Annotated in this window: 22 protein-coding genes and 5 tRNA genes; 9 read left to right on the plus strand and 18 right to left on the minus strand. The window is 29.4% G+C overall.

All coding sequences use genetic code 11. The features are described from left to right. The 3 genes from I0K12_RS02400 to I0K12_RS02410 all read left to right on the plus strand — a co-directional run. The coding region (locus I0K12_RS02400) for a PKD domain-containing protein (RefSeq protein ID WP_196885304.1) at window positions 1-611 on the plus strand (611 nt) is incomplete at its 5' end. Window positions 612-645: 34 nt separating this feature from the next. Further along, on the plus strand, window positions 646-1,473 hold the full coding sequence (locus tag I0K12_RS02405) for an SIR2 family NAD-dependent protein deacylase (RefSeq protein ID WP_196885305.1): 828 nt from the start codon (window positions 646-648) through the stop codon (window positions 1,471-1,473). Between the two features lie 122 nt (window positions 1,474-1,595). Continuing rightward, window positions 1,596-2,306 carry a hypothetical protein gene (locus I0K12_RS02410; protein ID WP_196885306.1) on the plus strand — a complete coding sequence of 237 codons (711 nt, stop codon included), beginning with the start codon at window positions 1,596-1,598 and terminating at the stop codon, window positions 2,304-2,306. A gap of 55 nt (window positions 2,307-2,361) precedes the next feature. Here I0K12_RS02410 and I0K12_RS02415 read toward each other — a convergent pair whose 3' ends face one another. From I0K12_RS02415 to I0K12_RS02460, 10 genes are all read right to left on the minus strand, one after another. After that, window positions 2,362-3,756, minus strand: coding sequence for a T9SS type A sorting domain-containing protein (locus I0K12_RS02415; protein ID WP_196885307.1), 1,395 nt, complete (start codon window positions 3,754-3,756; stop codon window positions 2,362-2,364). A 112-nt stretch (window positions 3,757-3,868) separates the two neighbouring features. Then, window positions 3,869-4,303, minus strand: coding sequence for a hypothetical protein (locus I0K12_RS02420; protein ID WP_196885308.1), 435 nt, complete (start codon window positions 4,301-4,303; stop codon window positions 3,869-3,871). Between the two features lie 6 nt (window positions 4,304-4,309). Further along, a complete protein-coding gene (locus I0K12_RS02425; protein ID WP_231372683.1) occupies window positions 4,310-5,014 on the minus strand; it encodes a LytR/AlgR family response regulator transcription factor in 705 nt (234 codons plus the stop codon). Between the two features lie 3 nt (window positions 5,015-5,017). Continuing rightward, window positions 5,018-6,049, minus strand: a complete 1,032-nt coding sequence (locus I0K12_RS02430; RefSeq protein WP_196885309.1) for a sensor histidine kinase — start codon at window positions 6,047-6,049, stop codon at window positions 5,018-5,020. A 100-nt stretch (window positions 6,050-6,149) separates the two neighbouring features. Beyond that, the gene (locus tag I0K12_RS02435; protein ID WP_196885310.1) at window positions 6,150-6,599 is read right to left on the minus strand and encodes a DUF2062 domain-containing protein; all 450 of its coding nucleotides are present in this window, start codon (window positions 6,597-6,599) and stop codon (window positions 6,150-6,152) included. Beyond that, window positions 6,596-7,255 carry an START domain-containing protein gene (locus tag I0K12_RS02440; RefSeq protein WP_196885311.1) on the minus strand — a complete coding sequence of 220 codons (660 nt, stop codon included), beginning with the start codon at window positions 7,253-7,255 and terminating at the stop codon, window positions 6,596-6,598. Before I0K12_RS02440 ends, I0K12_RS02435 begins: the two co-directional genes overlap by 4 nt. 11 nt (window positions 7,256-7,266) lie before the next feature. Continuing rightward, window positions 7,267-8,235, minus strand: a complete 969-nt coding sequence (locus tag I0K12_RS02445) for an NAD-dependent epimerase/dehydratase family protein (RefSeq protein ID WP_196885312.1) — start codon at window positions 8,233-8,235, stop codon at window positions 7,267-7,269. After that, window positions 8,228-9,022 carry an SDR family NAD(P)-dependent oxidoreductase gene (locus tag I0K12_RS02450; protein ID WP_196885313.1) on the minus strand — a complete coding sequence of 265 codons (795 nt, stop codon included), beginning with the start codon at window positions 9,020-9,022 and terminating at the stop codon, window positions 8,228-8,230. The genes I0K12_RS02445 and I0K12_RS02450 overlap by 8 nt, the downstream gene beginning before the upstream one ends. 128 nt (window positions 9,023-9,150) lie before the next feature. Beyond that, window positions 9,151-10,242 (minus strand): helix-turn-helix domain-containing protein, encoded by a 1,092-nt coding sequence (locus I0K12_RS02455; protein ID WP_196885314.1) that lies wholly within the window; start codon window positions 10,240-10,242, stop codon window positions 9,151-9,153. A gap of 48 nt (window positions 10,243-10,290) precedes the next feature. Continuing rightward, complete coding sequence (locus I0K12_RS02460) at window positions 10,291-11,166, minus strand: MBL fold metallo-hydrolase (RefSeq protein WP_196885315.1); 876 nt, start codon at window positions 11,164-11,166, stop codon at window positions 10,291-10,293. Window positions 11,167-11,555: 389 nt separating this feature from the next. Between I0K12_RS02460 and I0K12_RS02465 the strand changes: the two genes are divergently transcribed. The 4 genes from I0K12_RS02465 to I0K12_RS21930 all read left to right on the plus strand — a co-directional run bounded on the left by I0K12_RS02465 (window position 11,556) and on the right by I0K12_RS21930 (window position 17,922). Next, complete coding sequence (locus I0K12_RS02465; protein WP_196885316.1) at window positions 11,556-13,940, plus strand: outer membrane beta-barrel family protein; 2,385 nt, start codon at window positions 11,556-11,558, stop codon at window positions 13,938-13,940. Between the two features lie 1,486 nt (window positions 13,941-15,426). Then, window positions 15,427-15,663: a uroporphyrinogen decarboxylase gene (locus I0K12_RS02470; RefSeq protein ID WP_196885317.1), complete on the plus strand. Its 237-nt coding sequence runs from the start codon at window positions 15,427-15,429 to the stop codon at window positions 15,661-15,663. Between the two features lie 29 nt (window positions 15,664-15,692). After that, the gene (locus I0K12_RS02475; RefSeq protein WP_196885318.1) at window positions 15,693-16,784 is read left to right on the plus strand and encodes a glycosyltransferase; all 1,092 of its coding nucleotides are present in this window, start codon (window positions 15,693-15,695) and stop codon (window positions 16,782-16,784) included. Beyond that, entirely contained in the window at window positions 16,774-17,922 is a 1,149-nt protein-coding gene (locus I0K12_RS21930) for a hypothetical protein (protein WP_231372684.1), read from the plus strand. Before I0K12_RS02475 ends, I0K12_RS21930 begins: the two co-directional genes overlap by 11 nt. A gap of 20 nt (window positions 17,923-17,942) precedes the next feature. On the opposite strand, the gene I0K12_RS02485 is transcribed toward I0K12_RS21930, so the two are convergent. From I0K12_RS02485 to proS, 8 genes are all read right to left on the minus strand, one after another. Then, window positions 17,943-19,166 (minus strand): bifunctional folylpolyglutamate synthase/dihydrofolate synthase, encoded by a 1,224-nt coding sequence (locus tag I0K12_RS02485; protein WP_196885319.1) that lies wholly within the window; start codon window positions 19,164-19,166, stop codon window positions 17,943-17,945. 317 nt (window positions 19,167-19,483) lie between these two features. Then, entirely contained in the window at window positions 19,484-19,735 is a 252-nt protein-coding gene (rpsT, locus tag I0K12_RS02490) for a 30S ribosomal protein S20 (protein WP_196885320.1), read from the minus strand. Between the two features lie 25 nt (window positions 19,736-19,760). Then, window positions 19,761-19,832: transfer RNA gene (locus tag I0K12_RS02495), tRNA-Glu, on the minus strand. Between the two features lie 23 nt (window positions 19,833-19,855). Further along, window positions 19,856-19,927, minus strand: a tRNA-Glu gene (locus tag I0K12_RS02500). Window positions 19,928-19,949: 22 nt separating this feature from the next. Next, window positions 19,950-20,021, minus strand: a tRNA-Glu gene (locus I0K12_RS02505). A 22-nt stretch (window positions 20,022-20,043) separates the two neighbouring features. Beyond that, window positions 20,044-20,115 (minus strand) — tRNA-Glu (locus I0K12_RS02510). Between the two features lie 22 nt (window positions 20,116-20,137). Then, a tRNA-Glu gene (locus I0K12_RS02515) sits at window positions 20,138-20,209 on the minus strand. A 215-nt stretch (window positions 20,210-20,424) separates the two neighbouring features. Beyond that, window positions 20,425-21,903 carry a proline--tRNA ligase gene (proS, locus tag I0K12_RS02520; protein WP_196885321.1) on the minus strand — a complete coding sequence of 493 codons (1,479 nt, stop codon included), beginning with the start codon at window positions 21,901-21,903 and terminating at the stop codon, window positions 20,425-20,427. A 110-nt stretch (window positions 21,904-22,013) separates the two neighbouring features. Here proS and I0K12_RS02525 point away from each other — a divergent pair, with 110 nt between their 5' ends. Both I0K12_RS02525 and I0K12_RS02530 read left to right on the plus strand, forming a co-directional pair. Beyond that, window positions 22,014-23,093, plus strand: coding sequence for a hypothetical protein (locus I0K12_RS02525; RefSeq protein ID WP_196885322.1), 1,080 nt, complete (start codon window positions 22,014-22,016; stop codon window positions 23,091-23,093). Window positions 23,094-23,147: 54 nt separating this feature from the next. After that, window positions 23,148-24,488 (plus strand): OmpP1/FadL family transporter, encoded by a 1,341-nt coding sequence (locus I0K12_RS02530; protein WP_196885323.1) that lies wholly within the window; start codon window positions 23,148-23,150, stop codon window positions 24,486-24,488. The last annotated feature ends 43 nt before the right edge of the window (window positions 24,489-24,531 follow it).

Raw genomic sequence — 24,531 nt, forward strand, 5'->3', positions numbered from 1 at the left:
CAGATAAAAAAAACAATTTTTATATTGGAGGTAGAACGCATTATGTAATATATTTCGAAGAGGAACCTATAGAATCAAAAGGAGAATACGACTTTATTTTTATGAAATATGGACACGCTAACTGCGAATGTGATGTACCAATTGCTACTTTTAGTTCTAGTCAAAATGAAGAATTAACCCATTTTTTCACTTATGAAGGTTTAGAAGATTATGATACAATCTCTTGGGATTTTGGTGATGGAAATTCTTCTTCTGAAAACAACCCTACACATATTTTTGAAACCTCAGGTACTTATGAAGTTTGTGTAACAGCTTCTAATGATTGTGGAGAAGATACTTTTTGCACAACAGTACAAGCTACTTTGGAAACAGAAGAATACTTTAAAAACCAAACTACAATTTTTCCTAATCCTGCTAAAGACCTTATAAATATTCAAACAAATCTTAGCTTAGAATCTTATTCGATTTATAATTATTTAGGACAAAAAATAATAGCTAAAGATTACACTGAAAATAAAATTGACATACAAAATCTTCCTTCTGGAAATTATTTCCTTGAAATTGTAGATCAAAAAAATAGAAGTCAAAAAATATTTTTTAGAAAAGAATAGAAAAGCTTTATTTCCTATCTTTCGAAAAAAATATATGAAAGAAATTACTATAAAATCTATTCTAAAAGAAGTTTTACAAAAAGAATATCGAAATAAAATTACTTTTTTAACAGGAGCAGGAATCTCTGCTGCAAGTGGAATTCCAACTTATCGAGGTTCTGATGGAATTTGGGTGAAAGGAACAAAATTTCATAAACCTGAAGAGTTTGGAACTTTCGAATATTTTTTAAAAAACCCAGAGGACGTTTGGCAATTTACTATGTTTCGCAAAAAGATGTTTTTGGAAGCAAAACCAAATGTGAATCATGAATTATTAGTTTCTATTGAAAAACAACTTGGAGATCAGTTTCATTTGATAACTCAAAATATTGATAATTTACATCGAAGAGCAGGAAGTGAACGAATTTTTGAAATTCATGGAAATAATCGTGAGATGAAATGTTCGAATGGTTGTAAAGAAATTATTCCGATTCCTGATTCTATTTCTCCGAAAGAAATAGATGAAGATTTACTTAAAGAAGAAATAGAACAATTAAAATGTAAAACTTGTGGAAGCTGGATGCGACCAAATTTACTTTGGTTCGATGAATATTATGATGAAAAAACACATAAAAAACATAGCGCTTTAAAAGTTGCTAAAAACACTGGAGTTTTATTCATTTTAGGTACTTCTGGAGCTACAAATCTACCAATGGAAATTGCACGAACTGTGTTGAAATATGGAAACTATGTGGTAGATGTAAATTTAGAGAATAATCATTTTACAGAGCTTCTTGAAAACAAAAAGAACAAATTGATCATTAGAGGAAAAAGTGAAGATATTTTACCTGAGATTTTGGAAACTATCAATGAATGTAAGTAAGTGTTAAATTATTTTATAAAAAAGGAATCAAAACACTACAATTCATTGATTTTCAAATTCATTATCCATATTTTCGTATAAAAGAAAATTAAAATTATTTCACTTAAAAAAATCAAAAATTCATGAGGATTCTAACATTACTTTTTGCAGTATTTTTTGCAGCCCTGTTTTCAACTTTTAGTCAAAATGAAAAAACTATTTTAGACGAAAAAGGAAATAATTTAGAAGAATTAATTCCTGAAAATTGGAAATTATTAGAATCCACCAAGGGAGATTTGAATAAAGATAATATTGAAGATTTTGTTTTTATTGTTCAAAATACAGAAGCTTCAAATTTCATAAAAAACACTTCTGGTCTTGGTGAAAAAGAAATTGATTTAAACCCAAGAGTTATTGGAATTTATTTTGGAACAAAAAATGGAGAATTTATCAAAGAATTAGAATCAGATCATTTTATTTCTCTTAAAGATAACCCAACAATGGACGAACCTTTAGATGGGTTGGAAATAAGTAAAAAAGGAGTTTTAAATATAGATTTTAGATTTTGGTACTCTGCTGGAACTTGGAAAGTAAAATTATATACTTATAAATTTAGATTCCAAAATAATGAATTTAAAATGATTGGATACGATTCTTCTATCGTACGAAGAAATTTGGGTGATTTTACAAATTATAGCGTAAATTTCTTAACGAATAAAATGAAGATCACAGAAGGAAATTATACAGAAGAAGCGGATTCTGAAACTATCCAATGGAAAAAGATAAAAAATGAAGAGCTTGTCAGTTTAAGTTCTTTTAAAAAACCTTTAGATTGGACTATAAAAAGTCTTTAAACATAAAAAAGCTACTTCGCATTGAAGTAGCTTTTTTTTTGAGATAAACTATAAATTATTTTTTCAATAATTTCAATTTTTGATATTTGTTATCCTTTGTTTTTATTTCAATAAAATAAATTGCAGATTTTAAACTCTTTATAGTTATTTTCTCCTCCGCATTATTATTTCCTTTTAAAACAATTTTTCCTAATTCGTCATATACCATATAAGAATAACCTGTTTCTACTCCTTTAATTTCAACAAAATCTTTAGAAGGGTTTGGATAAATCTTAGCTGAAAGTGTAAACAACTCTACAACATCAAGCGTTTCATCATCTAAATAATTTGGAATTTCATCATTGTCATCATCATCATCTGTTGGATCTCCATTTTCATTTGTATCTTCATCTACAGTTAATACCCCGTCATTATCATCATCTGTATCTAAATAATTTGGAATTCCATCACCATCTGTATCGTCATCAGTTAAAATACCATTCCCATTTAAATCTTCTGTAGAAGATACAACTCCATCATTATCATCATCCGAATTATCACAATCAATAGCATTTACAACTAAGGTTAAAATATTTCCATCAATATTTACAAATAATTCTTGTGTAGAATTCTCAATATTTAACGGAAAGCTTAAAGGATTTACATTCGACTCCGCATCTGCTAATGTAGTATGAATTGAGTAAGTAGTATTCTCAAGTTGGTAATCTTCAGTTAAAATTTGAAAATCTTCTTCACTTATTGCTAAGTCTTCACTTGTACAAAGATAAGTATTGTAAGTTCCCTGATCATAAATAAATCTCCAAGATTCTTCAATCAATTCTTCTTGAAAGATGTTTCTATTTTCTGGAGTAAATGCAACCGAAGCATCGCTATTTTGAATACCTATAAGACCATTTCCATTATTCCACCCTGTACATAATCCTTTATTTTTAATATGAACATCAATGAAATTAGTATTTTCATGAAGTATTACTAAAAAAGATGATTCTTGGTCAGAGCAAGTGTTTCCAAAATGTATTATTTTTTTATACTCAACAATGAATTTTCTTTGAGGAGCCACCCCTTCTATAGAAAGTTTAATAGAATTTTCTCCAAAGTTATCTATAAAAACATCCATATCGTGGTATAGTGCAAAAATTACGTCAGTTGCTTGTTGTTCACTTGGTAATTCAGCATTAAAAGACCAACCAAAATAACCACCAAAATTAGCTGGATTAAATGCCAAAACTCCATCTGTACCAATACCAACCTGGTTTTTAATTGCGCCAAAAAATTCAAAATCAAAAGGGATATCATATGCCGATGATACTACTCCATCAATAGTAAAATTTGTATCTGTAGCATTATCACCTAATGCATCGCTGTAATCAAAAGGAATGGAAACTACTCTATACTGCGCACTCATTTTTATAAAAACAAGCAAAAAAAGAGAAAGTAATGTCTTTTTCATATTATTTAAGTTAAATTATTAACACAAATATATTATATATTTTGTTTAAATAAAGAGTTAAACAAAAATATTTGTTAATAATTTCACAAAAACAATTCTTTTATTTTAAAATTTAACCTAAAGAAGCAAACAAATTCTCATGATGTAAAAAAGCAATTTTAAACTCTTTTTCTGTGATTAAAATAAAATCTCCACTATTAAAAAATAGTTCTTCAAAATTTCTTGGATAAATTTCATGTACAAACTCATAAAATGAATTTGCTTTGACTTTAAATACTTTTTTTAAGGAATAACATTTATCAATCAGAATATAAATGGACTCTTCTTCATTTAAATTTTGATTTCCAATTAATAATTTTGCCAATTCTTCATCTCTTGTTTCTTCATTTAAAAATGGAAATTCTTGATCTTCATAAAACATTCTTACTAATTGGTCAATACTTGGTCCAAAAGGATAACCAGAAACTTCTAAAAAATCATCTTCTGCATAATTCTCATTAATAATTTTCCAAAGTTCCTCAAAAGAAACTAATTCGTATTTCTCCATCTAATATTAAATCTTTTTTATAAAATTCTCATGAAAATATTCTTTGAACGCTCTCCCCAAAGGAATCGCTATATTATTTTCAATAAAAATCTGGTTTCCTGAAACTTTCTGTATGCTTTGCGTATTTATTATATACGACTTATGCACCTGACAAAACTGTTTTTTATTTAATTTTTCTAACCAAAATTTCAACGGATAAGAAGTCAAATGCTTTTTTGTATTTGTAAAAATCTCCGTGTAATCTGCTTCCGATTTTATGTATTGAATTTCTTCAAAAAGAACTTTTATAAAATCATGTCCAGACTTGATGAAAATAAAATCGTTTTCTTCAGAATTCTCCTCTGCTTTTTCTGTTTTCAAAATATTTTCTGCTTTCGAAACTGCTTTTACAAATCGTTGAAAAGAAAAAGGCTTCAGTAAATAATCAACCACATTGTATTCATAGCCTTTTAAAGCATATTCAGAAAAAGCTGTTGTAAGAATAATTTGTGTGTCTTTTTTCAAAATCTCTAAAAACTCCATTCCAGAAATTTTTGGTAAATGCACATCTAAAAAAATTAAATCTACATCATTTTCATTCAAAAAATTCATTGCAGAAATTGCATCCGAAAAAGTTCCTTTCAAATCCAAACTTCCTAAATCAGCAATATATTTTTGCAAAATTCGCTGTGCAGGCGGCTGATCTTCTACTATGATACATTTCAAAATCATTTCTTAAGCATTTAATTTCGTTAAATCCAATTCTAAATTTACTTTGTAAAAATCCGCAGCAGAATCAATTTCTAAATGATGCTGATTTGGATACAATAATAGCAAACGTTTTTGTACGTTTTCTAATCCAATTCCTCCAGAAATCGCATCTGTATTGGAAGTAGACAAACAACTATTTTTACAAGAAAAAAGAAGCTTTCCTTCTGTATTTACTTCCAATGAAATTTCGATAGAAATATTTTCAGATTGACTTGCAGTACTATGCTTAAAAGCATTTTCAATGAAAACATTTAGAATTAATGGTGCAATCTTATAATCTGAATTTTGAATATCAATGTCAAAAGTGATTTCCCCTCTATTTTCTATCTGTAATTTACTCAACTCCGTAAAGTTTTTCAAATGATCAATTTCTTTAGTCAAAGACACAAAATCTTCTCTACAATCGTACAACATATAACGCAAAACGGAGGAAAGCTCTAAAATTATCGTTGGTGTTTTTGGCGAATTTTCAATCGCATAAGCATATAAATTATTCAAATTATTGAACAAAAAATGCGGGTTTATCTGCGATTTTAAATATTGTAATTCACTCTCTTTTACTAGTGATTGAAGTTCTTCTAATTGTTTTTGTTTTTCAATAGAATCGTAAGCGAATTTTGCTCCAACGAAAATTAAAATAATTGGTGCTATTTCTAATAAACTATAAAAAATTCCATGAAAATATTTCCCTCTAGTATCTGGAAAAAATATTTGTTCCAAAACACCTTCTTCTATAAAAATAGCAAAAGTTATAAGCAGTAAAACTCCTATTGTAAATTTTAAATATCTCTTGTTATAAAAGTATTTTGGAAGTAAAAAATAATTGATAAAAAATGCTATAATCGCATAATTTAAAAAGAAAATGAATTGGTAAAAATCAATTTTCGGATTGTGTTTATCAAATGAATAAAACAAAAACAGCAAAATGAAAATTATTGTTTGATAAATAATTTCTTTTACCGTTTTTGATTTATTTATAAAACGTTGTGATTTCATATTACAAAAATACGCTTTATCAAGGGATTAGAAATAAAAATCCGTTGAACAACAATTTTAAACATGAAAACAACAATTTTGAGATTATAAACTGTTTTGACTAGTTCGAAAATTCTTTTTTTAGTCTTTTAGTCAAAATATTTTTGAGAAGAAAATATGCTGCAATAGCATAAATAATTCCTGTAATGATTCCTCCAACAATCAAGGAAAGATAAACTTCTGATCCTGCTTTGAAAATAGTAGAAACAAAATGAATATCTAATTTATCTGGAAAAGCAAAGCCAGATTCGATTCCTAAAACTTTTTGTCCTAACCAATAATTGAAAGAAAAAATAAACAATCCTGTTACTAAATTTGTATTGAAAACAGCAACACACGCAGCTTTTTTATTAAGCTTAAATAAAGAAGCAAAAGCTAACGAAACTAAAACTTGAAAACCTGGAATTGGCATCATTCCGATAAAAGAGCCCATTGCAAAACCTTTTGCTATTTTTTCTGGATTATCTTCAAGTTTAAAAATACTTTTAAAGAGTTTTATAGGGTTTTTCATTCGGATTTCATCAATTTTTGAAGATTTAAAAAAGAATCTATTAGCTTATTCTGTATAATTGGATCTTTGATAAATCTAGGTATTTTAGAATCCGAAATGGAAACTACAGAAAACTCAACACTCAATTGTCCAGACATTGCAGGCATTACTCTCCATTCTGATAAATAGAATTTTTCTCTTCGAAAATCTTTCACATCTGGAATGTATTTAGGTTTTGCGAAAGCAGTAATTACAAAGCCATTTCCTTTCTTTTTTGCAACATGTTCAATAACTAAGTCTTGCTGCGTAAATAAATGTGGAATTTTATACATATAATGCGAAATCCAAGTAGAATCCATGTCTTGAAGTATTTTCATGTCTTTTACATTTTCATTCCATTGTTCTATTTTCTTCGGACTTTTTAATACTTCATACATTTTGTTTAAAGAACCAAAAACCGAAAATTCTGCTTTCATTTCTCTAACTTCTAGAGTATCGCTAAACTTTAATTTTCGATATTTTAATACAATTCCTTTTCTTTTTTTCGCTATTTTCCATTCACTTTTGCTTGCTAGTTCTGTAAACTGCTCCAAATCTGTAAATGAATCTAACTCTCTTTTTTGTGCATTCACAGTTGTAAAGCAAATACACAATATGATCATGAATAAATTTTTCATAAGTAATATTTTTAAGATTTAGTCTTTTCAAAAAATTCTACAGCATCCTGAATTGCATTTTCAATTGGTTGGTATTCTAAATTCAGTGCTTCTTTTGATTTTTGGTTAGAATAAAAATTCTCGATACAAAGTGATTTCATATTTGTAGAATTTATCCCTGTTTTCAGCTTAAAAAAGCGTAAAACATTCCCAAAATAGCCAACTCCTAATAAGATTCCTTTTGGTACTCGAATCATTATTGGATTTTGTTTTGTTGTTTTATTTAGTTTTTGAAAAAATTGTTTGTAGGTAAGATTTTCATTTGCTAAAAGATATTTTTCACCAGAAACTCCAGATTTTAAACTCTGAATAATTCCATTAGCAACATCTTTTACATGTACAAAATTCTTCCCGCCAGAAGGATAAAACAATATTTTCTTTTTCCAACCCATCAAAATAATCTGCCCAGAACTAGGTTTTGTATCATATCTTCCAAGCATAAAAGTTGGATTTACAATAATTGTTTCTATTTTATCTTTATTTTCCAACAAACGATTTTCTGCTTCCTTTTTACTTTTTGCATAAAATGAATTTGTAAAAGGAAATTTCATCTTTTGTTTTTCAGTTCCATCAATTCCTTTTGTTCCAAAGCCTAAAGTATTTGCAGTACTGACAAACACAAACTTTTTCACTTTGGATTTAATCGCTGCATGAAACAGTTGAATTGTTGCATTTGTATTTACTTCCCAATATTGACTATAAGAAGACAAATTCATATCTGTAACAGCAGCAATATGAATCACAGCATCCACATCTTTCAAAACTTCTGTAAAGTCATCAAATAAAGTTCCTTCAATCAATTCTAAATTCGGATGCAGTTTTCCTTGGTATTTGTTTTTATTTCGCAGAAAACCTTTTACCAAATAACCTTTATCCAATAATTCATGAACCAAATTTGTTCCTAACAATCCATTTATTCCTGTTACAAATATCTTACGCATCACTTACTTCTCTTTTTAAAATCCTAGTCATTATCGGAACTTTTATTCTACTTGGAAGCAAAATTGTCAAAAACCACATTAAAGGATTCACTACTATTAATCGTTCTTTTTTCAATAATTGTTTGATGGAATATTTCGCTACTTTTTGTGGTTCTAATAAAGTTATCTTTCCAAAAAAACCTTGCTTTTCTGTTCTTAAAGTCACATCTGGATTTGTTTTCATTGCTCCTGGATTCACAACACTTACAGAAACAGAAGTATTCTTCAACTCCGAAGCCAATCCAAGTGAAAATGAATGAATAAAAGATTTGGAAGCAGGATAAACAGTTTTATATCCAATTGGCGTATGTGCTGCCATACTCGAAACATTCAAAATATATGCATCTGATTGTTTCTTCAGATTTGGTAACAATTGATGCGTCAAAATAGAAGTTGCTTTGACATTTACTTGAATTATTTTATTGATATAATCCATATCTACTTTCTCAAAATTCCTTGTTCCTCCAATTCCAGCATTATTAATCAAAATATTTATTTCATAATTATGATTAATATGATTTGTGAGCTCTTTCAAATTATCATCACAAGACAAATCTGTTTCAAAACACACAGTTTCCACATTATACTTTCGCGAAATTTCTTTAGATAATTTGTTTAAATTTTGGTTTGGTAAACTAATTAGTATGAGATTATTTTTACGCTTTGCAAGTTCAATACAAAACTCTTTTCCTAAGCCTTGACTTGCTCCTGTAACTACCGCAAATTTCTCATTCGTTGGAGTCTTCATCATATTCGATTTAAAATTCAAGTACAAAATTATCGTCAAACTCAGGGAAAAATATCCCGTATTATAAAGTTACACATAATTTATTTCACACTGAAAATCAAAAGAATACAACCTAAAAAAGTTTAAAATTATAATCCTGAACGCTCTTTTTTAAATTCAGAAGGAGTTTTTCCTGTAATTTTTTTGAAAGTAGTATTAAAAGAAGATTTAGAACTAAATCCAGATTCGAAAGCAATTCCTAACATGGATAATTTTTCAGAATCTTTTCCTTGTAATAGAATTTTTGCTTTTTCCACTCGATATTTATTAATGAATTGAGAGAAGTTTTGATTGAAACCATTATTGATAACATAAGACAATTGGTGTGAAGTTATTTCCAATTGATCTGAAAGAATGATTAAATTAATTTCACTGTCTAAATATGGTTCTTTTTCTAGCATTAAAGAATTTAGTTTCGATTTCAATTCTATTAATTTTTCATCAGAAAGTAATTGTTTTTTAGAATTATTCGAAATCGGATTTTCCTGAATATTTTCAATTTCTTCTTTTTGCTTTTTGTCTTTTGGAAAAATTTCTTTTTGCTTTAAAATATTATATGCTGTTGCAAAAATTGTAACCAATACAATTAAATTCATCCATAAATTTAAAGGGAAACCATAAAATAAAATACTGAAAACCGTCATAGAAAAAATCAAAACCATAGAAATAATTATAATTCTCTCTAACCAAACTAAATTGATTTCTAATGTATTTGAAGAAAATAAAAGAATCTGTTTTTGATGTTTTCTAATTTTAAAAAATGAAACAATTATATATAGTAATCCATGAATCAAAACTATTCCAAGAAGTATCGATTTATTTGGAAAACCTGTGATTTGTTTATAAATCAACAATGTGTAATAAATAAATGGTAGAATAAGAAAAATTAGACTTTTCTTGGTGAATTTATAGTTTGGATTCGTAAAATTTAAAACACCCAAATAAAAACAAAGCGGAATCAAGAACTGAGGAATTTTTAAAACAAAATCTAATGTTTCATTTAATTGTTCTTTCTCAAAAATCAAATAAACTTGATCAATCCAATAAGAAGCCCAGAATAACATAAAAAATCCAAACCAAAAATTTGCTTTTTTATTTATTTTTAATGGATTACTTAACAACAAAAATGAAAGTAAAACCAAAGAACCGAAAATTGTTATATCTAGAAAGTCTGTTATCATTAGAATTGTTTGAAAATTCCTTTTTTACAAAGATACTAAAACCTAAATTTAAGAATTCACAGGTTCTTGATTCAATAAATCTCGATGAATCTCTCCTGGATAAATTACACGAATTGGAATCTGAATCTTATATTTTTTACAAAGCTCTAAAATGTTTTTATCAATATCTTCTTTATAATATCTCGAAGAAAAATGATTTAGAACCAATTGTTCCACTTCTATTTCGGAAACCATTTTTAAAACTTCATCTAGTTTACTGTGTTTGTTCGATTTATTTATTTTTGAATCATCTGAATTTTCTAGAAAAGTTGCTTCATGAATCAAGATTTTCGAGCCATTCCATTTTTCATAATCATCAACAGGTGTATCTCCAGAATAAGTCAGAATATTTGTTTTTACAGTTTCCAGCATATTTTCTTTTCCTTTTTCTTTGAAAAGATTTTGAAGCGTTTTTTTATCTAATTCTAAATATTCTAGTTTCAGTTTCTGTTTGGTCTCAAATAGTTTATAACTCAAACTTTTGAAAACTCCTTCAGGAGCATTGATATGTTCGTTTCGGATTGCTTGGATAAAAAAGTCTTTTCGAACTGGAATTTCGGATAAATGCTGAATTGGATTCCATTCTACAAATTTATTTTGCACATCAAATTTGGTTTGAAAATCTCGCATTGCTGGAAAAGAACCACAATCTTTTGGATAATATATTTTCGGAAAACCTTCTCTTGCATTCAAAGCGTTTAATTGAAATAATCCCATCAGGTGATCTCTGTCTGGATGCGTTACGAATATTTCTTTGATTTTTCTGGATTTTTGTAATAATCCAGAACTGACTCCATCTCCTGCGTCTAATAAAATCCCTAGTTCTTCGATAAAAATCCATGTGGAAAATAATGCGGTAGAATATGCTGTAATCGTTAAGTTCATCTTTTTTCTTTCAAAGTTAATTTTTTGATTTGTATAAGCAGTATTTTTCTGTGTTTTCTTGTTTTGCGTTAGGGATTGGAGCAATTGTCTGAGCTCTTTTTTGGCTATTTAGACAAAAAAAGCGAGTGCGGAAAGCCCGACCGGAGGGAACGCCCAAATTGTAATTATTATTTCTAGTATTTCTGTAGTCACGATTTCCTAGATCACACACCTAGCCCCTCTCGAGAAAGGAACGAAATAATCTATATGTTTTATAAAAAGTAATTGTAAGTTCTATTTTTTCATGTAAAAAGATGTTCATCCTTTTTTTTTGGTCGTTTATCGATTCTTTTTTTCTGTTTTTATAAAATGAAAGACTTTTGAATGGAAATTAAAATAAAACAGATAGGATGAACCGAATTATAACACAATTGTTTTTTTTCCTTTTCGTAGTTTTTGGATTACAACAAAATTTTGCGCAAAAAGGAAATGTTCAAATTATTGGAAAAGTAGTGGAAGAAGCTAACCAGCAGCCAATTGCTTTTGCAACAGTTATTTTGAAAAACAAAAACACGAATGAAAACATTTCTGGAACTACGACTTCGGATGATGGTAGTTTTGAGATGACAAGTAAAACTCCTGATTTTTATATCGAGGTAAGTTTTATGGGATTTGCTACAAAAACTATTAAAAACTTTACGACAAAAAATGGTCAAGCTGATTTTGGACTTATTGTTTTAAAGGCAGATGTAGAAACTTTGGAAGACGTGACGATTATTGCTGAAAAATCGCAAACAGAATTCAAATTAGACAAAAAAGTTTTTAATGTTGGAAAAGATTTAATAAGTTCTGGTGCAAGTGCGATGGAAGTATTGAATAATGTTCCGTCTGTAAATGTTAGTATTGAAGGTGCAATTAGTTTGAGAGGAAGTGAAGGAGTTCAGATTTTGATTAATGGAAAACCTTCTGTTTTGACAAATGGAGATAGTAATGGACTTGGAACAATCACTGCTGACATGATTCAGAGTGTAGAGGTAATTACAAATCCGTCTGCGAAATATAATGCGGAAGGAACTTCTGGAATTATCAATTTGATCTTGAAAAAAGATGAGAAAAAAGGTATTAATGGTTCTGTTACTTTAAATACTGGTTCTCCGAACAATCATAGTGTTGGTTTGAGTTTAAATAAAAGAACAGAGAAATTTAATATTTTCAGTCAATTTGGAGTTGGTAGAAGAACTTTCCCTTTTGAGTCTGAAAGAACAAATACGTATCCTGCAACTGCAACTTCTACGGAAAGAGAATTGACTACAATTGGAGACGGGAATAAAAATGAAAAATTCTACAATGTAGTTTTAGGAACAGATTATCATATTAATGAGAATAATGTAATTACACTTTCGGGAAATTTCGCTTTTGAGGATGAAAGTGAAGATTCTGATTTAGCTTATTACAATTATTTGGCTGGAACTTTAAACGAAACTACTTATAGAAACGAGAATACAACTGCTACAAATCCAAAATGGCAGTACGATTTACAATACAAAAAAGACTTTGAAGATCATAAAGACCATTCTTTATTATTAAGTGCTACAGGTTCTTTCTTTGGAAAAGATAAAAAATCATTATTTGAAGATATCAATTCTACAAATAGCTCTGATTTACAAAAAACAGCTACTGACTTTAAAGAAGCAGAATATTCTTTCAAATTAGATTATACACATCCTTTTTGGGAAAAATATAAATTTGAAACAGGTTTTCAGTACGATATGAATGATGTATCAAACGATTATTCTGTAGCAAACTTGATTAATGATGAATATATTATTGATCCAAACTTCACGAATATTTTCGATTATGATCAGAAAGTTTTAGGTGTTTACGGAACTACTTCCTATGAGGGAGAAAAATGGGGAATCATGCTTGGACTTCGTTTAGAAGATACAAACGTAAATACTTTATTAAAAAATACGAACGAGAAAAACGATCAGAAGTACACAAACCTTTTCCCTAGTTTACATTCTTCTTATAAGTTTACAGACGATTTTTCTATGCAAGTTGGATATTCTAGAAGAATCCGTAGACCAAATCTTTGGAACTTAAATCCTTTTACATCTTTTAGAGATAAATTTAATATCTCTGCAGGAAATCCAAACTTACAACCAGAATTTACAGATTCATATGAGTTTACTGCAATTTATAAATTCAACAAAGGAAATGTAAACTTAGGAGTGTATCATTTATATACAACGGATGTAATGGAGCGAATTACTTCTACAGATGGTTTGGTTTACATTACACAACCAGAAAATATTGGAACAAATGCTGCGACTGGTTTAGAGTTAAATATGAAGTATAATCCTTTCCGTTGGTTTACATTAACTGGTAACTTTAATTATAACTATTTCGATAGAAAAGGAGATTATGAAGAAACTTCTTTCGATTTTACAGGAGATCGTTTTACATCAAGAATGACAGGGAAATTTAAACTTCCTGCAAAATTTGATTTAGAAGTTAGTGGAAATTATAGTTCAAAATATAAAACATTACAAGGAGAGAATAATGACAATCTGTTTGCAAACCTTGGTGTTCGTAAGAAAATATTAAAAGGAAAAATGGTTTTAAACCTAAGTGTTCGTGATGTTTTTGCTTCAAGAGTTTTTGAAAGCTTTAGAAACATCGATGGAAACACAGTTTCTTCTACATATAAGAGAGGACGTTTTGTAACATTCGGTGTAAGTTTCGGATTTGGTAAAGGAGAAGCAATGGAATTCTCTGGACATAAACGATTCTAAAACACTAATTAACAGTTAAATGTACGGTTCGAAATTTTAGAATAAATCGAAAAATACTTTTATAATAAAATATAATATTACTATATTAGTAATCGGTAGGAGCCTTCCTACCCTCTTTTTCATAGCAATTTTTCCCCACTTTTTAAGTGGGGTTTTTTATTTCTTTATTTTTTATTCATTTTGCTTTTTAAAACGTGTTATTTTTACATTTATTTGATTCAATTCTAGTTTTTTATTCAAAATCCATAATTCAATATTTATTTACCTAGGAAAATTTTAATTTTTTTCAATATTTCATACTAAGTATTTATACGTAGTTTTTTTCTATTAAATTTTTATTCGTATATTTGAACCTGTGGTAGGAGCCCTCCTACCCTCTTTTTCATAGCAATTTTTCCCCACTATTAGTGGGGTTTTCTTTTTTTAGGACCTACCTAACTTTTATTTCAATTTTTATTTTATTCTAAAATAATTCAAGTTACTTCTGTAAGAAACTTATATTATCACTAATTATGAAATATTTTATCATAAATACAATGTATTTCAATGTGTCTGAAGTACCTAATTCATGGTATTTTTCATTACAAGATGTTAAATAGCATTGTTATTTAAAAAACTCAACGTATATTTGTAGCTGTGGTAGGAGCCCTCCTACCCTCTTTTTCATAGCAATTTTTCCCCACTTTTTAAGTGGGGTTTTTATTTTATAGATATTCCTATTTTTCTTTTAATATTATTTTTAAAATTTTACACTGTTTTTTTCTTAAATAATTCTTCTGAAACCAAATGAGTCTATTCTCGTAGTTGGAATTTATTTTTCTTCCTTAAATGATCCTTTTCATTTTTCTCAGTTAATCTGTACTTCCTTTTAGAGCCTGTTTAAAATTATATCAGAATTTATTTTATAGCTTATTGAATTGCTATTTTGCCGACTTTTTGGGAGTGCATAGCATCGCTATGGACGAGAAAAAAGACAAAAAAGAGCTTTTAAGAAGCATATAAATTTTTTTGATAGAAATTTAAACAGGCTCTTAATTTTATTCACCTAATATCAAATTGTTAAAGTTGAGTTTACCATGTTAAAATTTATTGTTTTAAAAAAATATCATTTTATATTTGACCCGTGGTAGGAGCCCTCCTACCCTCTTTTTCATAGCAATTTTTTCCCCACTTTTTAAGTGGGGTTTTTATTTTATAAATATTCCATTTTATCTTTTTTAAAACTGTTTTTTGCTTTTTTAATATGCAGTAATAGAATAATCTAATTCAAATTGTTAAAATCGAGCTCAAATAAACTATATAAAAAGTTAAATTTCAAAAACTTACACTCAAAACAGTTATCTAAAACATTTCTTTCTAGATATTTATTTTATTGACATCATGAAGAATTTTAAAATCTAAAAACCATAGCTCTTATTGTTAAAAAACCGTTTTAACTATTATAAGTTATGATTTCCCCATAATTTTGCAGAAAAATTTATAAAACATGAATTTAGATATTTCTTATGTAGAAATGGTAGGTTACTTAGCCTCTGTTCTATTAATCATTGCATTTACTTTAAAAAACATTCGTTCACTTAGAATTGTTAATACGTTAGGTTGTTTTACTTTCATGATCTACGGTGTAATGCTAGACATTGCATGGCCAATTGTTATTACAAATGCTTTTATTTTTATTACCAATTTATACTATTTATTTCTAAAAAAAAGAGTAGATTCGTAGCCCTATTGGTGAATCTAAATAAATAATTTTTGAAAAAAGTTGTCATATCAGTAATAAATGATTTAGCTACAGACCAGCGTGTCGAAAAAGTATCTAATACTCTTTTTCAAAATAATTATGAAGTTCTATTGATAGGTAGAAAATTACCAAATAGTCTACCTATCAATAGAAACTATAAAACTCACCGCATGAAGCTTATTTTTAACTCAGGTAAGCTTTTCTATTTAGAATACAATTTTCGTTTATTTTTCTTTCTTCTTTTTACCAAAAAAGACATTTTACTTTCTAATGATTTGGATACACTTCTTGGAAATTATTATGCTGGAAAATTAACTAATACACCTTTAGTTTATGACAGTCATGAATTATTTACAGAAGTTCCAGAATTAATTCATCGACCGAAAACCCAAGCTATTTGGGAGCGTTTAGAAAATAAACTTTTACCTAAAATAAAACATTGCTATACTGTTTGTGATTCTATCGCTACTTTTTACAATAAAAAATACTCAACAAATTTTAAAGTAATAAAGAATGTTCCTGTTTTAAATCCAAACTTTGAGGAATATTCAGAAAAAGACATCCCCTTTTCGTCCAAAAAAGTCTTGATTTATCAAGGAGCTGTAAATGTTGGAAGAGGAATAGAATTAATGATTGATTCGATGAAATTTTTACCAGAAGATTATCAATTATTAATTGTAGGTGATGGAGATATTTTTGATGCTATAAAAGAAAGAGTTTCTGAAAAAAAATTAGAAAATAAAATTCTTATTCTAGGCAGGATTTCTCCTAAAAAGCTTAAATCCATAACAAAAAAAGCACATCTGGGATTTAGCTTAGAAGAAGAATTAGGATTGAGCTATAAATTTGCACTACCAAACAAACTTTTTGATTATATTCACGCTGAAATTCCGGCACTAGTATCAAATCTACCTGAAATGTCTAATATTGTTACAAAATATCAAATTGGTAAAGTTGTAAAAAACCGTGATCCAAAGGCAATAGCAGAGCAAATAATGAGTTTTGAAACTAAATCTTATTCGAAGCAATTAAAAAATGCAAAACAAGATTTAAACTGGAACCATGAATCAACCAAATTATTAACTATTTTTAATGAAATCTAAAAAATTACAACTCAATATCATATCTTTTGATGTGCCATATCCTGCAAATTATGGGGGTGTTATTGATGTTTTTTATAAACTAAAAGCACTTTCCGAAATTGGAGTTGAGATTTTTTTACATACATTCGAGTATGGTAGAGGACAGCAAGAAGAATTAGAAAAATACTGTAAAAAAGTATTTTATTATTCTCGAAATAATTCTCTATCAAAACTTATCTCAAGAAAACCTTTTTTAACCCAATCTAGATACAGTGAAGAGCTTATCAAAAATATTCAAACCAATAATGCTCCAATTCTATTTGAAGGTTTACATACAACTGCACCTCTTTTAGAAAATTTTTCTGATCGTATAACAATGATTCGAGCTCATAATATTGAACATAATTATTACAATGGTCTTTTTAAAAGTGAAACCAATAAATTTAAAAAATTATTTTTCCTATTAGAATATTATAGATTAAAAAACTACGAAGAAATTTTAGCTAAAACAGATTATGTTTTAAGTATTTCACCTTTTGAACATAATTATTTTATTCAAAAATTCAATTCTGTAAAATATATTCCTGTTTTTCATAAACATGAAAATATACAGTTTCAAGGAATTCATGAAGAAAAATTTGCATTATACCACGGTGATCTTAGAGTAGCAGATAATAAAAGAGCAGCTCAATTTGCTATTGATGTTTTTTCAAAACTGGATTATCCTCTAAAAATAATAAGCAGTCATCATAATAAAAAACTAATCGAACAAGCAGATAAATATAAAAACATCTCTTTCATCAAAATAAAATCACAAAAAGAATTAGATGATTATATTCAGCATGCACACATCAATATTTTACCAACTTTTCAGAAAACTGGAATTAAATTAAAACTAATTAATGTTTTATTCTCTGGTAAATTTGCGATAGTAAATAATGAAATGATTAGCGATACTGGATTAGAATCCATGTGCGAGTTGGCCAATACGAAAAAGGAGTTTAGAGAAAAAGTTCTAAAAATGGCACAAAAAGAATTCACCAAAGATGAGTTCGACAAAAGGCAAGAAGGTTTAAAAATCTTCAACACCAAACAAAATGCCTTACAGATAAAAGAATTAATAGAATCAAAACAAGAAACAGAAGTTCTTCAAGACTAAAAGAACTTCTGTTTTTATATTTATATCACTTCTGCAACCACAAAAGTACTTCCTCCAATATAAATCACATCTTTTTCTTTCGCATTCGAAATAGCTGCTTCTTTCGCTTCTGTTACCGAATTGAAAGCTGTTCCTTCAATACCAGCATTTGCTGCTTTTTCAACCAATATTTCCACATCCAATCCTCTTGGAATATCTGGCCTACAGAAATAATAATTTGCATCTTTCGGGAACAAAGCCAAAACTTCCTCCACAGATTTATCATTTACAAAACCAAGCACAATGTGTAAATTTTCATATGGCTCTTCAGAAAGCTGTTTCAAAGTATAAAACAACCCTTCTTTATTATGTGCAGTATCGCAAATAATTTTCGGAGAACTTTCCTGAAGAATCTGCCATCTTCCTTTTAACCCTGTGTTTTGAACCACATGTTGCAATCCACATTTTAATTGTTCCTCAGAAATAGAGATCACTTCTTTGTCTCGCAAGACTTGAATTGCACGAACTGCAGTTTTCATATTTTTTTGCTGATAAGAACCCAATAAATCTGTCGTATACCCCCCCTGAACTTCTCTTTCAGCCAAATGTAAATCCGCAGAAACTTCCTTTGCTTTTTCTTCAAATACAGAAAAAACTTCTTCCTGATATTCTCCAATCACCACTGGAGTATTTTCTTTAATAATTCCAGCTTTTTCACCAGCAATCAAAGGCAAAGTATCTCCCAAAAATTGCACATGATCTTTTCCAATATTCGTAATTACAGAAATTTCAGGTTCAATAACATTCGTAGAATCCAATCTTCCTCCAAGACCAACTTCAATCACAGCAAAATCCACTTCCTTTTCTTTAAAATAACTAAAAGCAAGTCCAACTGTCATCTCAAAAAAAGACAAACTATTCGCCTCTAAAAATGGTTTGTTTTGCGAAATAAAATCCACCACAAAATCTCTCTCAATTTCCTCTCCGTTGATTTTAATTCGCTCCGTATAATTCTTCAAATGAGGTGAAGTATACAGCCCAACTTTATATCCAGCTTCCTGCAACACTGAAGTAATCATATGACTTGTCGAACCTTTTCCGTTCGTACCACCCACATGAATCATCCTGATTTGCCTTTCCGGATGCCCCAAATGCTCCGTTAAATTTAAAATATTTGATAAATCCGCTTTAAAAGCTGTTTTTCCCTTTCGCTGATACATTGGCAACTGAGAAAACATCCAGTTTATCGTTTCTTGATATGTCATAAAAGGATGAAAATTTTTAGTATAAAATTATTTTGAATTGGAGCTTCCCATTTTTCTTCGTTTCCAAAAAACTCAGAAAAAGGTCGGGCTTTCCGCTATATCTTTTGCTCCGTACCTCCGCAAAAGGATGCCGCTGCAATCCCTAAGCCATAGCACAAAGATATTCCAAAAACCAAAACAAAAAACCTCAAAAAACTACAATTTAGACAGAAGATTCTAATTTCGTTTTTGAGAAAAATAAAATGAAGTATCTATAAACAGAAAAACATGTTAGGAAATTATCCTAACATGTTAGTATTTTTATAAAAATTAAAATCTTATAATGCAGCTACGTGTTTAGCTAACTTAGATTTTAAGTTTCCTGCTTTATTCTTGTGAATAATGTTTCTCTTTGCTAATTTATCTAACATAGAAACAACTGATGGAAATAATTCCTCTGCAACAGCTTTATCTTCAGTTGCACGTAACTTTCTTACAGCATTTCTAGTAGTTTTGTGGTAATATCTGTTTCTTAGATATTTAGTCTCGTTACTTCTTACTCTTTTAAGCGCTGACTTATGATTTGCCATTTTAGTTATATATTTTTACAAGTTGTAGTCCGTAGGGGAATCGAACCCCTGTTACCAGGATGAAAACCTGGCGTCCTAACCCCTAGACGAACGGACCATTAAAAAGTTATTAAAAAAAAGTAGTCCGTAGGGGAATCGAACCCCTGTTACCAGGATGAAAACCTGGCGTCCTAACCCCTAGACGAACGGACCATAAAAAGTTATTAAAAAATCGTAGTCCGTAGGGGAATCGAACCCCTGTTACCAGGATGAAAACCTGGCGTCCTAACCCCTAGACGAACGGACCATAAATGTTTATTAAAAAATCGTAGTCCGTAGGGGAATCGAACCCCTGTTACCAGGATGAAAACCTGGCGTCCTAACCCCTAGACGAACGGACCATAAAAGTTATTAAAAAATTAGTAGTCCGTAGGGGAATCGAACCCCTGTTACCAGGATGAAAACCTGGCGTCCTAACCCCTAGACGAACGGACCATTATTTTTGTTATCTAACAAGCTTCATTTCTAAAGCGGTGCAAAGATAATATTTTTTTTTAATTTCAAAATATCTTTTAAAACTTTTTTAAAAATTTCTCAAAGAACAAATTGTTAAAAAACAACCGCATTTCTTTCGATTTGCGGTTGCAAAAGTAAATCTTTTTTTTATTTCTACAAGAATTTTTAAAACTTTTTTTAGTTTTTTTTCGATGTTAATATGCTTTTGCAAACAAGACTCTCTTCGTTGAAGGTTTTCCTGAGAACACACAAACTCCTTCTTCTTCTTTGGCATCCAAAGGAATACATCTAATTGTTGCTTTTGTAAGCTCCTGAATTTTGTCTTCTGTCTCAATTGTTCCATCCCAATGTGCTGAAACAAATCCTCCTTTATTTTCAATTACATCTTTAAACTCTTCAAAAGAATTTACTTCTGTAATGTGCTCATTTCTGTAGTTATGCGCTTTTGAGAAAAGACTTTCTTGAATTTCTTCTAAAAGTTTTTCGATATGCTCTACAACTCCCTCTTGTGGTAAACTTTGTTTTTCTAAAGTATCTCTTCTTGCAAGCTCCAAAGTACCATTTTCCATATCTCTTGGTCCCATTGCAATTCTCACAGGCACACCTTTTAATTCCCATTCAGCAAATTTCCATCCTGGTTTGTGTGTTGTTCTGTGATCAAACTTCACTGAAATTCCTTTAGCTTTTAATCCAGAGATAATTTCATTTGCCTTTTCAGAAATCATGTCTAATTGCTCTTCTGTCTTATGAATAGGAACAATTACAACTTGAATTGGAGCTAATTTTGGAGGAAGTACTAATCCATTATCATCCGAGTGCGTCATGATTAACCCTCCGATTAAACGTGTAGAAACTCCCCAAGATGTTGCCCAAACAAGCTCTTGCTTTCCTTCTCTTGAAGTAAACTTCACATCAAAAGCTTTTGCAAAATTTTGCCCTAAGAAATGAGAAGTTCCAGCCTGAAGTGCTTTTCCATCTTGCATTAATGCTTCGATAGTATAAGTTTCATCAGCTCCTGCAAATCTTTCACTTTCTGATTTTACTCCTTTAATAACTGGCATTGCCATAAAGTTTTCAGCGAAATCTGCATAAACTCTCTGCATTTGCTCTGATTCTGCAATTGCTTCTTGTTTTGTAGCATGAGCTGTGTGTCCTTCTTGCCATAAGAACTCTGCTGTACGTAAGAATAATCTTGTACGCATCTCCCAACGAACAACATTTGCCCATTGATTTACTAAGATTGGTAAATCTCTATAAGATTGAATCCAACCTTTGTATGTATTCCAAATAATTGCTTCCGAAGTAGGACGTACTACTAATTCTTCTTCCAACTTTGCTTCTGGATCTACTCTTAACTTTCCTTTGTTATCAGGATCGTTTTGTAATCTATAGTGTGTTACTACTGCACACTCTTTAGCAAATCCTTCTGCATTTTTCTCTTCTGCTTCGAATAAACTTTTGGGTACGAAAAGCGGAAAATATGCATTCTCATGTCCTGTTTCTTTGAACATTCTATCTAATTCTGCTTGCATTTTTTCCCAGATAGCAAAACCATATGGTTTGATCACCATACAACCTCTTACTCCTGAGTTTTCTGCTAAGTCTGCTTTTACTACTAAGTCGTTGTACCACTTAGAATAATCGTCTTCTCTTTTAATTAGTTTCTTACTCATTCCCTACTTTATTTGGCATAGATATTGTGGCTTTTTAACACAATATCAATAATATTTTGGACAAAATTAGTTAATTTTGATTTCTTCAACAATAAAAACTTATAAGGATTATGAAAGCTTCAGATTTTATAAAAAAACGTAGGCTCCATTTTGGAGTTTTAACTACCCTCGCCATTTTCGTATCTTCATGTGGAAGTTATAATAATGCAGACTATGCAGACAATGATGGAATTTATGCTTCACCTAAAAAAAGGTACACGGCTGACACTGGTGATTACTCACAAAACGATAGTCAAGACAACTATACTTATTTAGATGACACACCAGACACAGAACAAAATACTAACGCTAAAACAGAAGGAAATAATTCACAAAACTACTTTTCACACAAATTAAAAGAGGTTCAACAACAAAACGAGTATACTAATCAAATTTTTACTGACATTGATGCTTATAATAGCCCTGACAGTGAAACAGAAGATGAAGAAACACCAAATTCCGTTTATGAATATCAACCTAATGATGTTGGATCGAATGCTCCTTGGGGATATACAAACGATGTGAGTGTAAATATTTACACTTCTCCTTCTTATGATTATTTATACTGGAATAACTTTGGAACTTTCGGTATAGGTTTCGGTTTTTATCCTAATTGGTATTACTCTCCTTACTATTATGGAGGTTTTTATCCATACAGTTATTGGGGAAGACCTTACAGACCATATTATTCTCCTTACTATCATCACCACAATCATTATTATAATTCACCATATTACAGTAGTACTTACGGTAAGCGTCCTGGATATTATTCTAACAAAAGACCTTACTCAAGAAATCCTAACTATTATTCAAAATATGATAGTAGAAGATCTTCTTCTGTAAATTATAATAAGAGATCAAACACAAGATCTTATTCTTCGGATAAAAAATATAATTCTAGTAGAAGAAGTAATCAATCTACAAGATCTTCTTCTAAATATAAAAATCCAAGATCTAACGATAAATATTACAACAAGAACAGAAATAACTATAAATACAATAACAACAGAAGCTCTTCATCAAAAAGAAGTAATAATTACCAATATAAATCACAAAGTAGTAGTCGAAGCTATAACAGAAATAACAGTGCAACGCACAGAGGAGGTTCTTCTAGAGGTGGTTCTTCAAGTAGAGGGGGTTCTAGAAGATAATTTTAGAATCTAATTTCAAAAAAGAACTAATTTATTAAACTAAACTTTAAACGAATGAAAAAAATATTAGCCTTAACATTATTATTAGCGGCAAGTTTTCATGCTAAAGCACAGATTTCTAGTTATACTGATCTTGGAACAAAATTTACTTCTGAAGATTTAAATGGTACTTCTAGATTTGTGAGTATGGGAGGAGCTTTTGGTGCATTAGGAGGAGATCTTTCTGCAATTTCAGTAAATCCAGCTGGTGCGGCAGTTTTTATGGATTCTCAATTTACGGGAACTCTAGGGTATAGATCTACAGAGTTTAAATCAAACTACTATGGAACACCAACAAATTCAAATGACGATTATTTTAATATTCAACAAATAGGTGTTGTTTTTGTGAATGAATATAATTCTTCAACTTGGTCTAAAGTAGCTTTTGGTTTCAATTATACGCTTTCTACAGATTATGACAATGACTGGAGAGCTGAAGGAAATAGTAATTTCCCTACTTTTACAAAAAGTCCTGATGGAGAATCTGAGCCTTATTTATACACAACTGGACAACGATTTTTAAATGTTTATGAAGGACAAAAGAATAGATACGAATTTTTTATCGCTGCAGATGTAAATGACCAATTCCAGATTGGTGGATCTATTATTTCTTTTTCAAATGATTTGAATCAAAACGTAATTTTAAAAGAATATAATGACGATAATCAAGGAAACGAATTAGATGCTACTCTGGACGAATATTTAGAAGTTAGATCTAATGGTATTGCTCTTAATTTTGGTTTGATTTATAAGCCAATTCAAAGTGTACGTTTAGGTTTATCATACCAAACACCTACATGGTATAGTGTTTCAGAAGCTTATGTAAAGTCTGAAAGAAGATTTTTTAGTATTGATGAAACAACTTATGTAGATAATTTTGATCCAAATTTCTTTGATTATGATTTAAGAACACCTTCTAAAACAACAGCGAGTTTTGCTTATATTTTCGGTAAAAAAGGATTGATTAGTGTAGATTATACTTACCAAAACTATAGTAATATTGAATACGATAATCCTTACAATGATTTCAATAACGAAAATCGATTTTTTAGTCAAAATTTAAATGGAGTTTCTCAATTAAGAATTGGTACAGAGTGGAGATTAAAAAATTTAAGTTTAAGAGGAGGATATAATTATGAACAAAGTCCTTATAAAAATTCTAAAAGCTCTGAAAACATCAATCGAATTGCATTTGGTTTAGGGTATAATTTTGGAAGAGTAAAAATTGATTTATCTTACCAAAATGTGCAGTATGATACTTACTACGATTTTTATCCACAATACGAGCAAGTTGATTTAACGAAACTAAAAGTAAATACAAGCTCTATTCTTGGTTCCGTTTCGATTGAATTATAAAATATGAACGCAATTTTTCAACATATAAGTTTTTTATTATAAA

The sequence above is a fragment of the Aureivirga sp. CE67 genome, assembly GCF_015767245.1.
In the GTDB taxonomy this organism is placed as follows: domain Bacteria; phylum Bacteroidota; class Bacteroidia; order Flavobacteriales; family Flavobacteriaceae; genus Aureivirga.

What these genes read in the sequence shown, in the direction of transcription:
- I0K12_RS02405 (WP_196885305.1), top strand. Translation starts at nt 646, where the DNA reads ATGAAAGAAATTACTATAAAATCTATTCTAAAAGAAGTTTTACAAAAA.
- I0K12_RS02415 (WP_196885307.1), bottom strand. Translation starts at nt 3,756, where the DNA reads ATGAAAAAGACATTACTTTCTCTTTTTTTGCTTGTTTTTATAAAAATG.
- I0K12_RS02470 (WP_196885317.1), top strand. Translation starts at nt 15,427, where the DNA reads ATGAATTTAGATATTTCTTATGTAGAAATGGTAGGTTACTTAGCCTCT.
- I0K12_RS21930 (WP_231372684.1), top strand. Translation starts at nt 16,774, where the DNA reads ATGAAATCTAAAAAATTACAACTCAATATCATATCTTTTGATGTGCCA.
- I0K12_RS02420 (WP_196885308.1), bottom strand. Translation starts at nt 4,303, where the DNA reads ATGGAGAAATACGAATTAGTTTCTTTTGAGGAACTTTGGAAAATTATT.
- I0K12_RS02410 (WP_196885306.1), top strand. Translation starts at nt 1,596, where the DNA reads ATGAGGATTCTAACATTACTTTTTGCAGTATTTTTTGCAGCCCTGTTT.
- I0K12_RS02485 (WP_196885319.1), bottom strand. Translation starts at nt 19,166, where the DNA reads ATGACATATCAAGAAACGATAAACTGGATGTTTTCTCAGTTGCCAATG.
- I0K12_RS02455 (WP_196885314.1), bottom strand. Translation starts at nt 10,242, where the DNA reads ATGATAACAGACTTTCTAGATATAACAATTTTCGGTTCTTTGGTTTTA.
- I0K12_RS02460 (WP_196885315.1), bottom strand. Translation starts at nt 11,166, where the DNA reads ATGAACTTAACGATTACAGCATATTCTACCGCATTATTTTCCACATGG.
- I0K12_RS02530 (WP_196885323.1), top strand. Translation starts at nt 23,148, where the DNA reads ATGAAAAAAATATTAGCCTTAACATTATTATTAGCGGCAAGTTTTCAT.
- I0K12_RS02525 (WP_196885322.1), top strand. Translation starts at nt 22,014, where the DNA reads ATGAAAGCTTCAGATTTTATAAAAAAACGTAGGCTCCATTTTGGAGTT.
- proS (WP_196885321.1), bottom strand. Translation starts at nt 21,903, where the DNA reads ATGAGTAAGAAACTAATTAAAAGAGAAGACGATTATTCTAAGTGGTAC.
- I0K12_RS02445 (WP_196885312.1), bottom strand. Translation starts at nt 8,235, where the DNA reads ATGCGTAAGATATTTGTAACAGGAATAAATGGATTGTTAGGAACAAAT.
- I0K12_RS02435 (WP_196885310.1), bottom strand. Translation starts at nt 6,599, where the DNA reads ATGAAAAACCCTATAAAACTCTTTAAAAGTATTTTTAAACTTGAAGAT.
- rpsT (WP_196885320.1), bottom strand. Translation starts at nt 19,735, where the DNA reads ATGGCAAATCATAAGTCAGCGCTTAAAAGAGTAAGAAGTAACGAGACT.
- I0K12_RS02440 (WP_196885311.1), bottom strand. Translation starts at nt 7,255, where the DNA reads ATGAAAAATTTATTCATGATCATATTGTGTATTTGCTTTACAACTGTG.
- I0K12_RS02465 (WP_196885316.1), top strand. Translation starts at nt 11,556, where the DNA reads ATGAACCGAATTATAACACAATTGTTTTTTTTCCTTTTCGTAGTTTTT.
- I0K12_RS02430 (WP_196885309.1), bottom strand. Translation starts at nt 6,049, where the DNA reads ATGAAATCACAACGTTTTATAAATAAATCAAAAACGGTAAAAGAAATT.
- I0K12_RS02425 (WP_231372683.1), bottom strand. Translation starts at nt 5,014, where the DNA reads ATGATTTTGAAATGTATCATAGTAGAAGATCAGCCGCCTGCACAGCGA.
- I0K12_RS02450 (WP_196885313.1), bottom strand. Translation starts at nt 9,022, where the DNA reads ATGAAGACTCCAACGAATGAGAAATTTGCGGTAGTTACAGGAGCAAGT.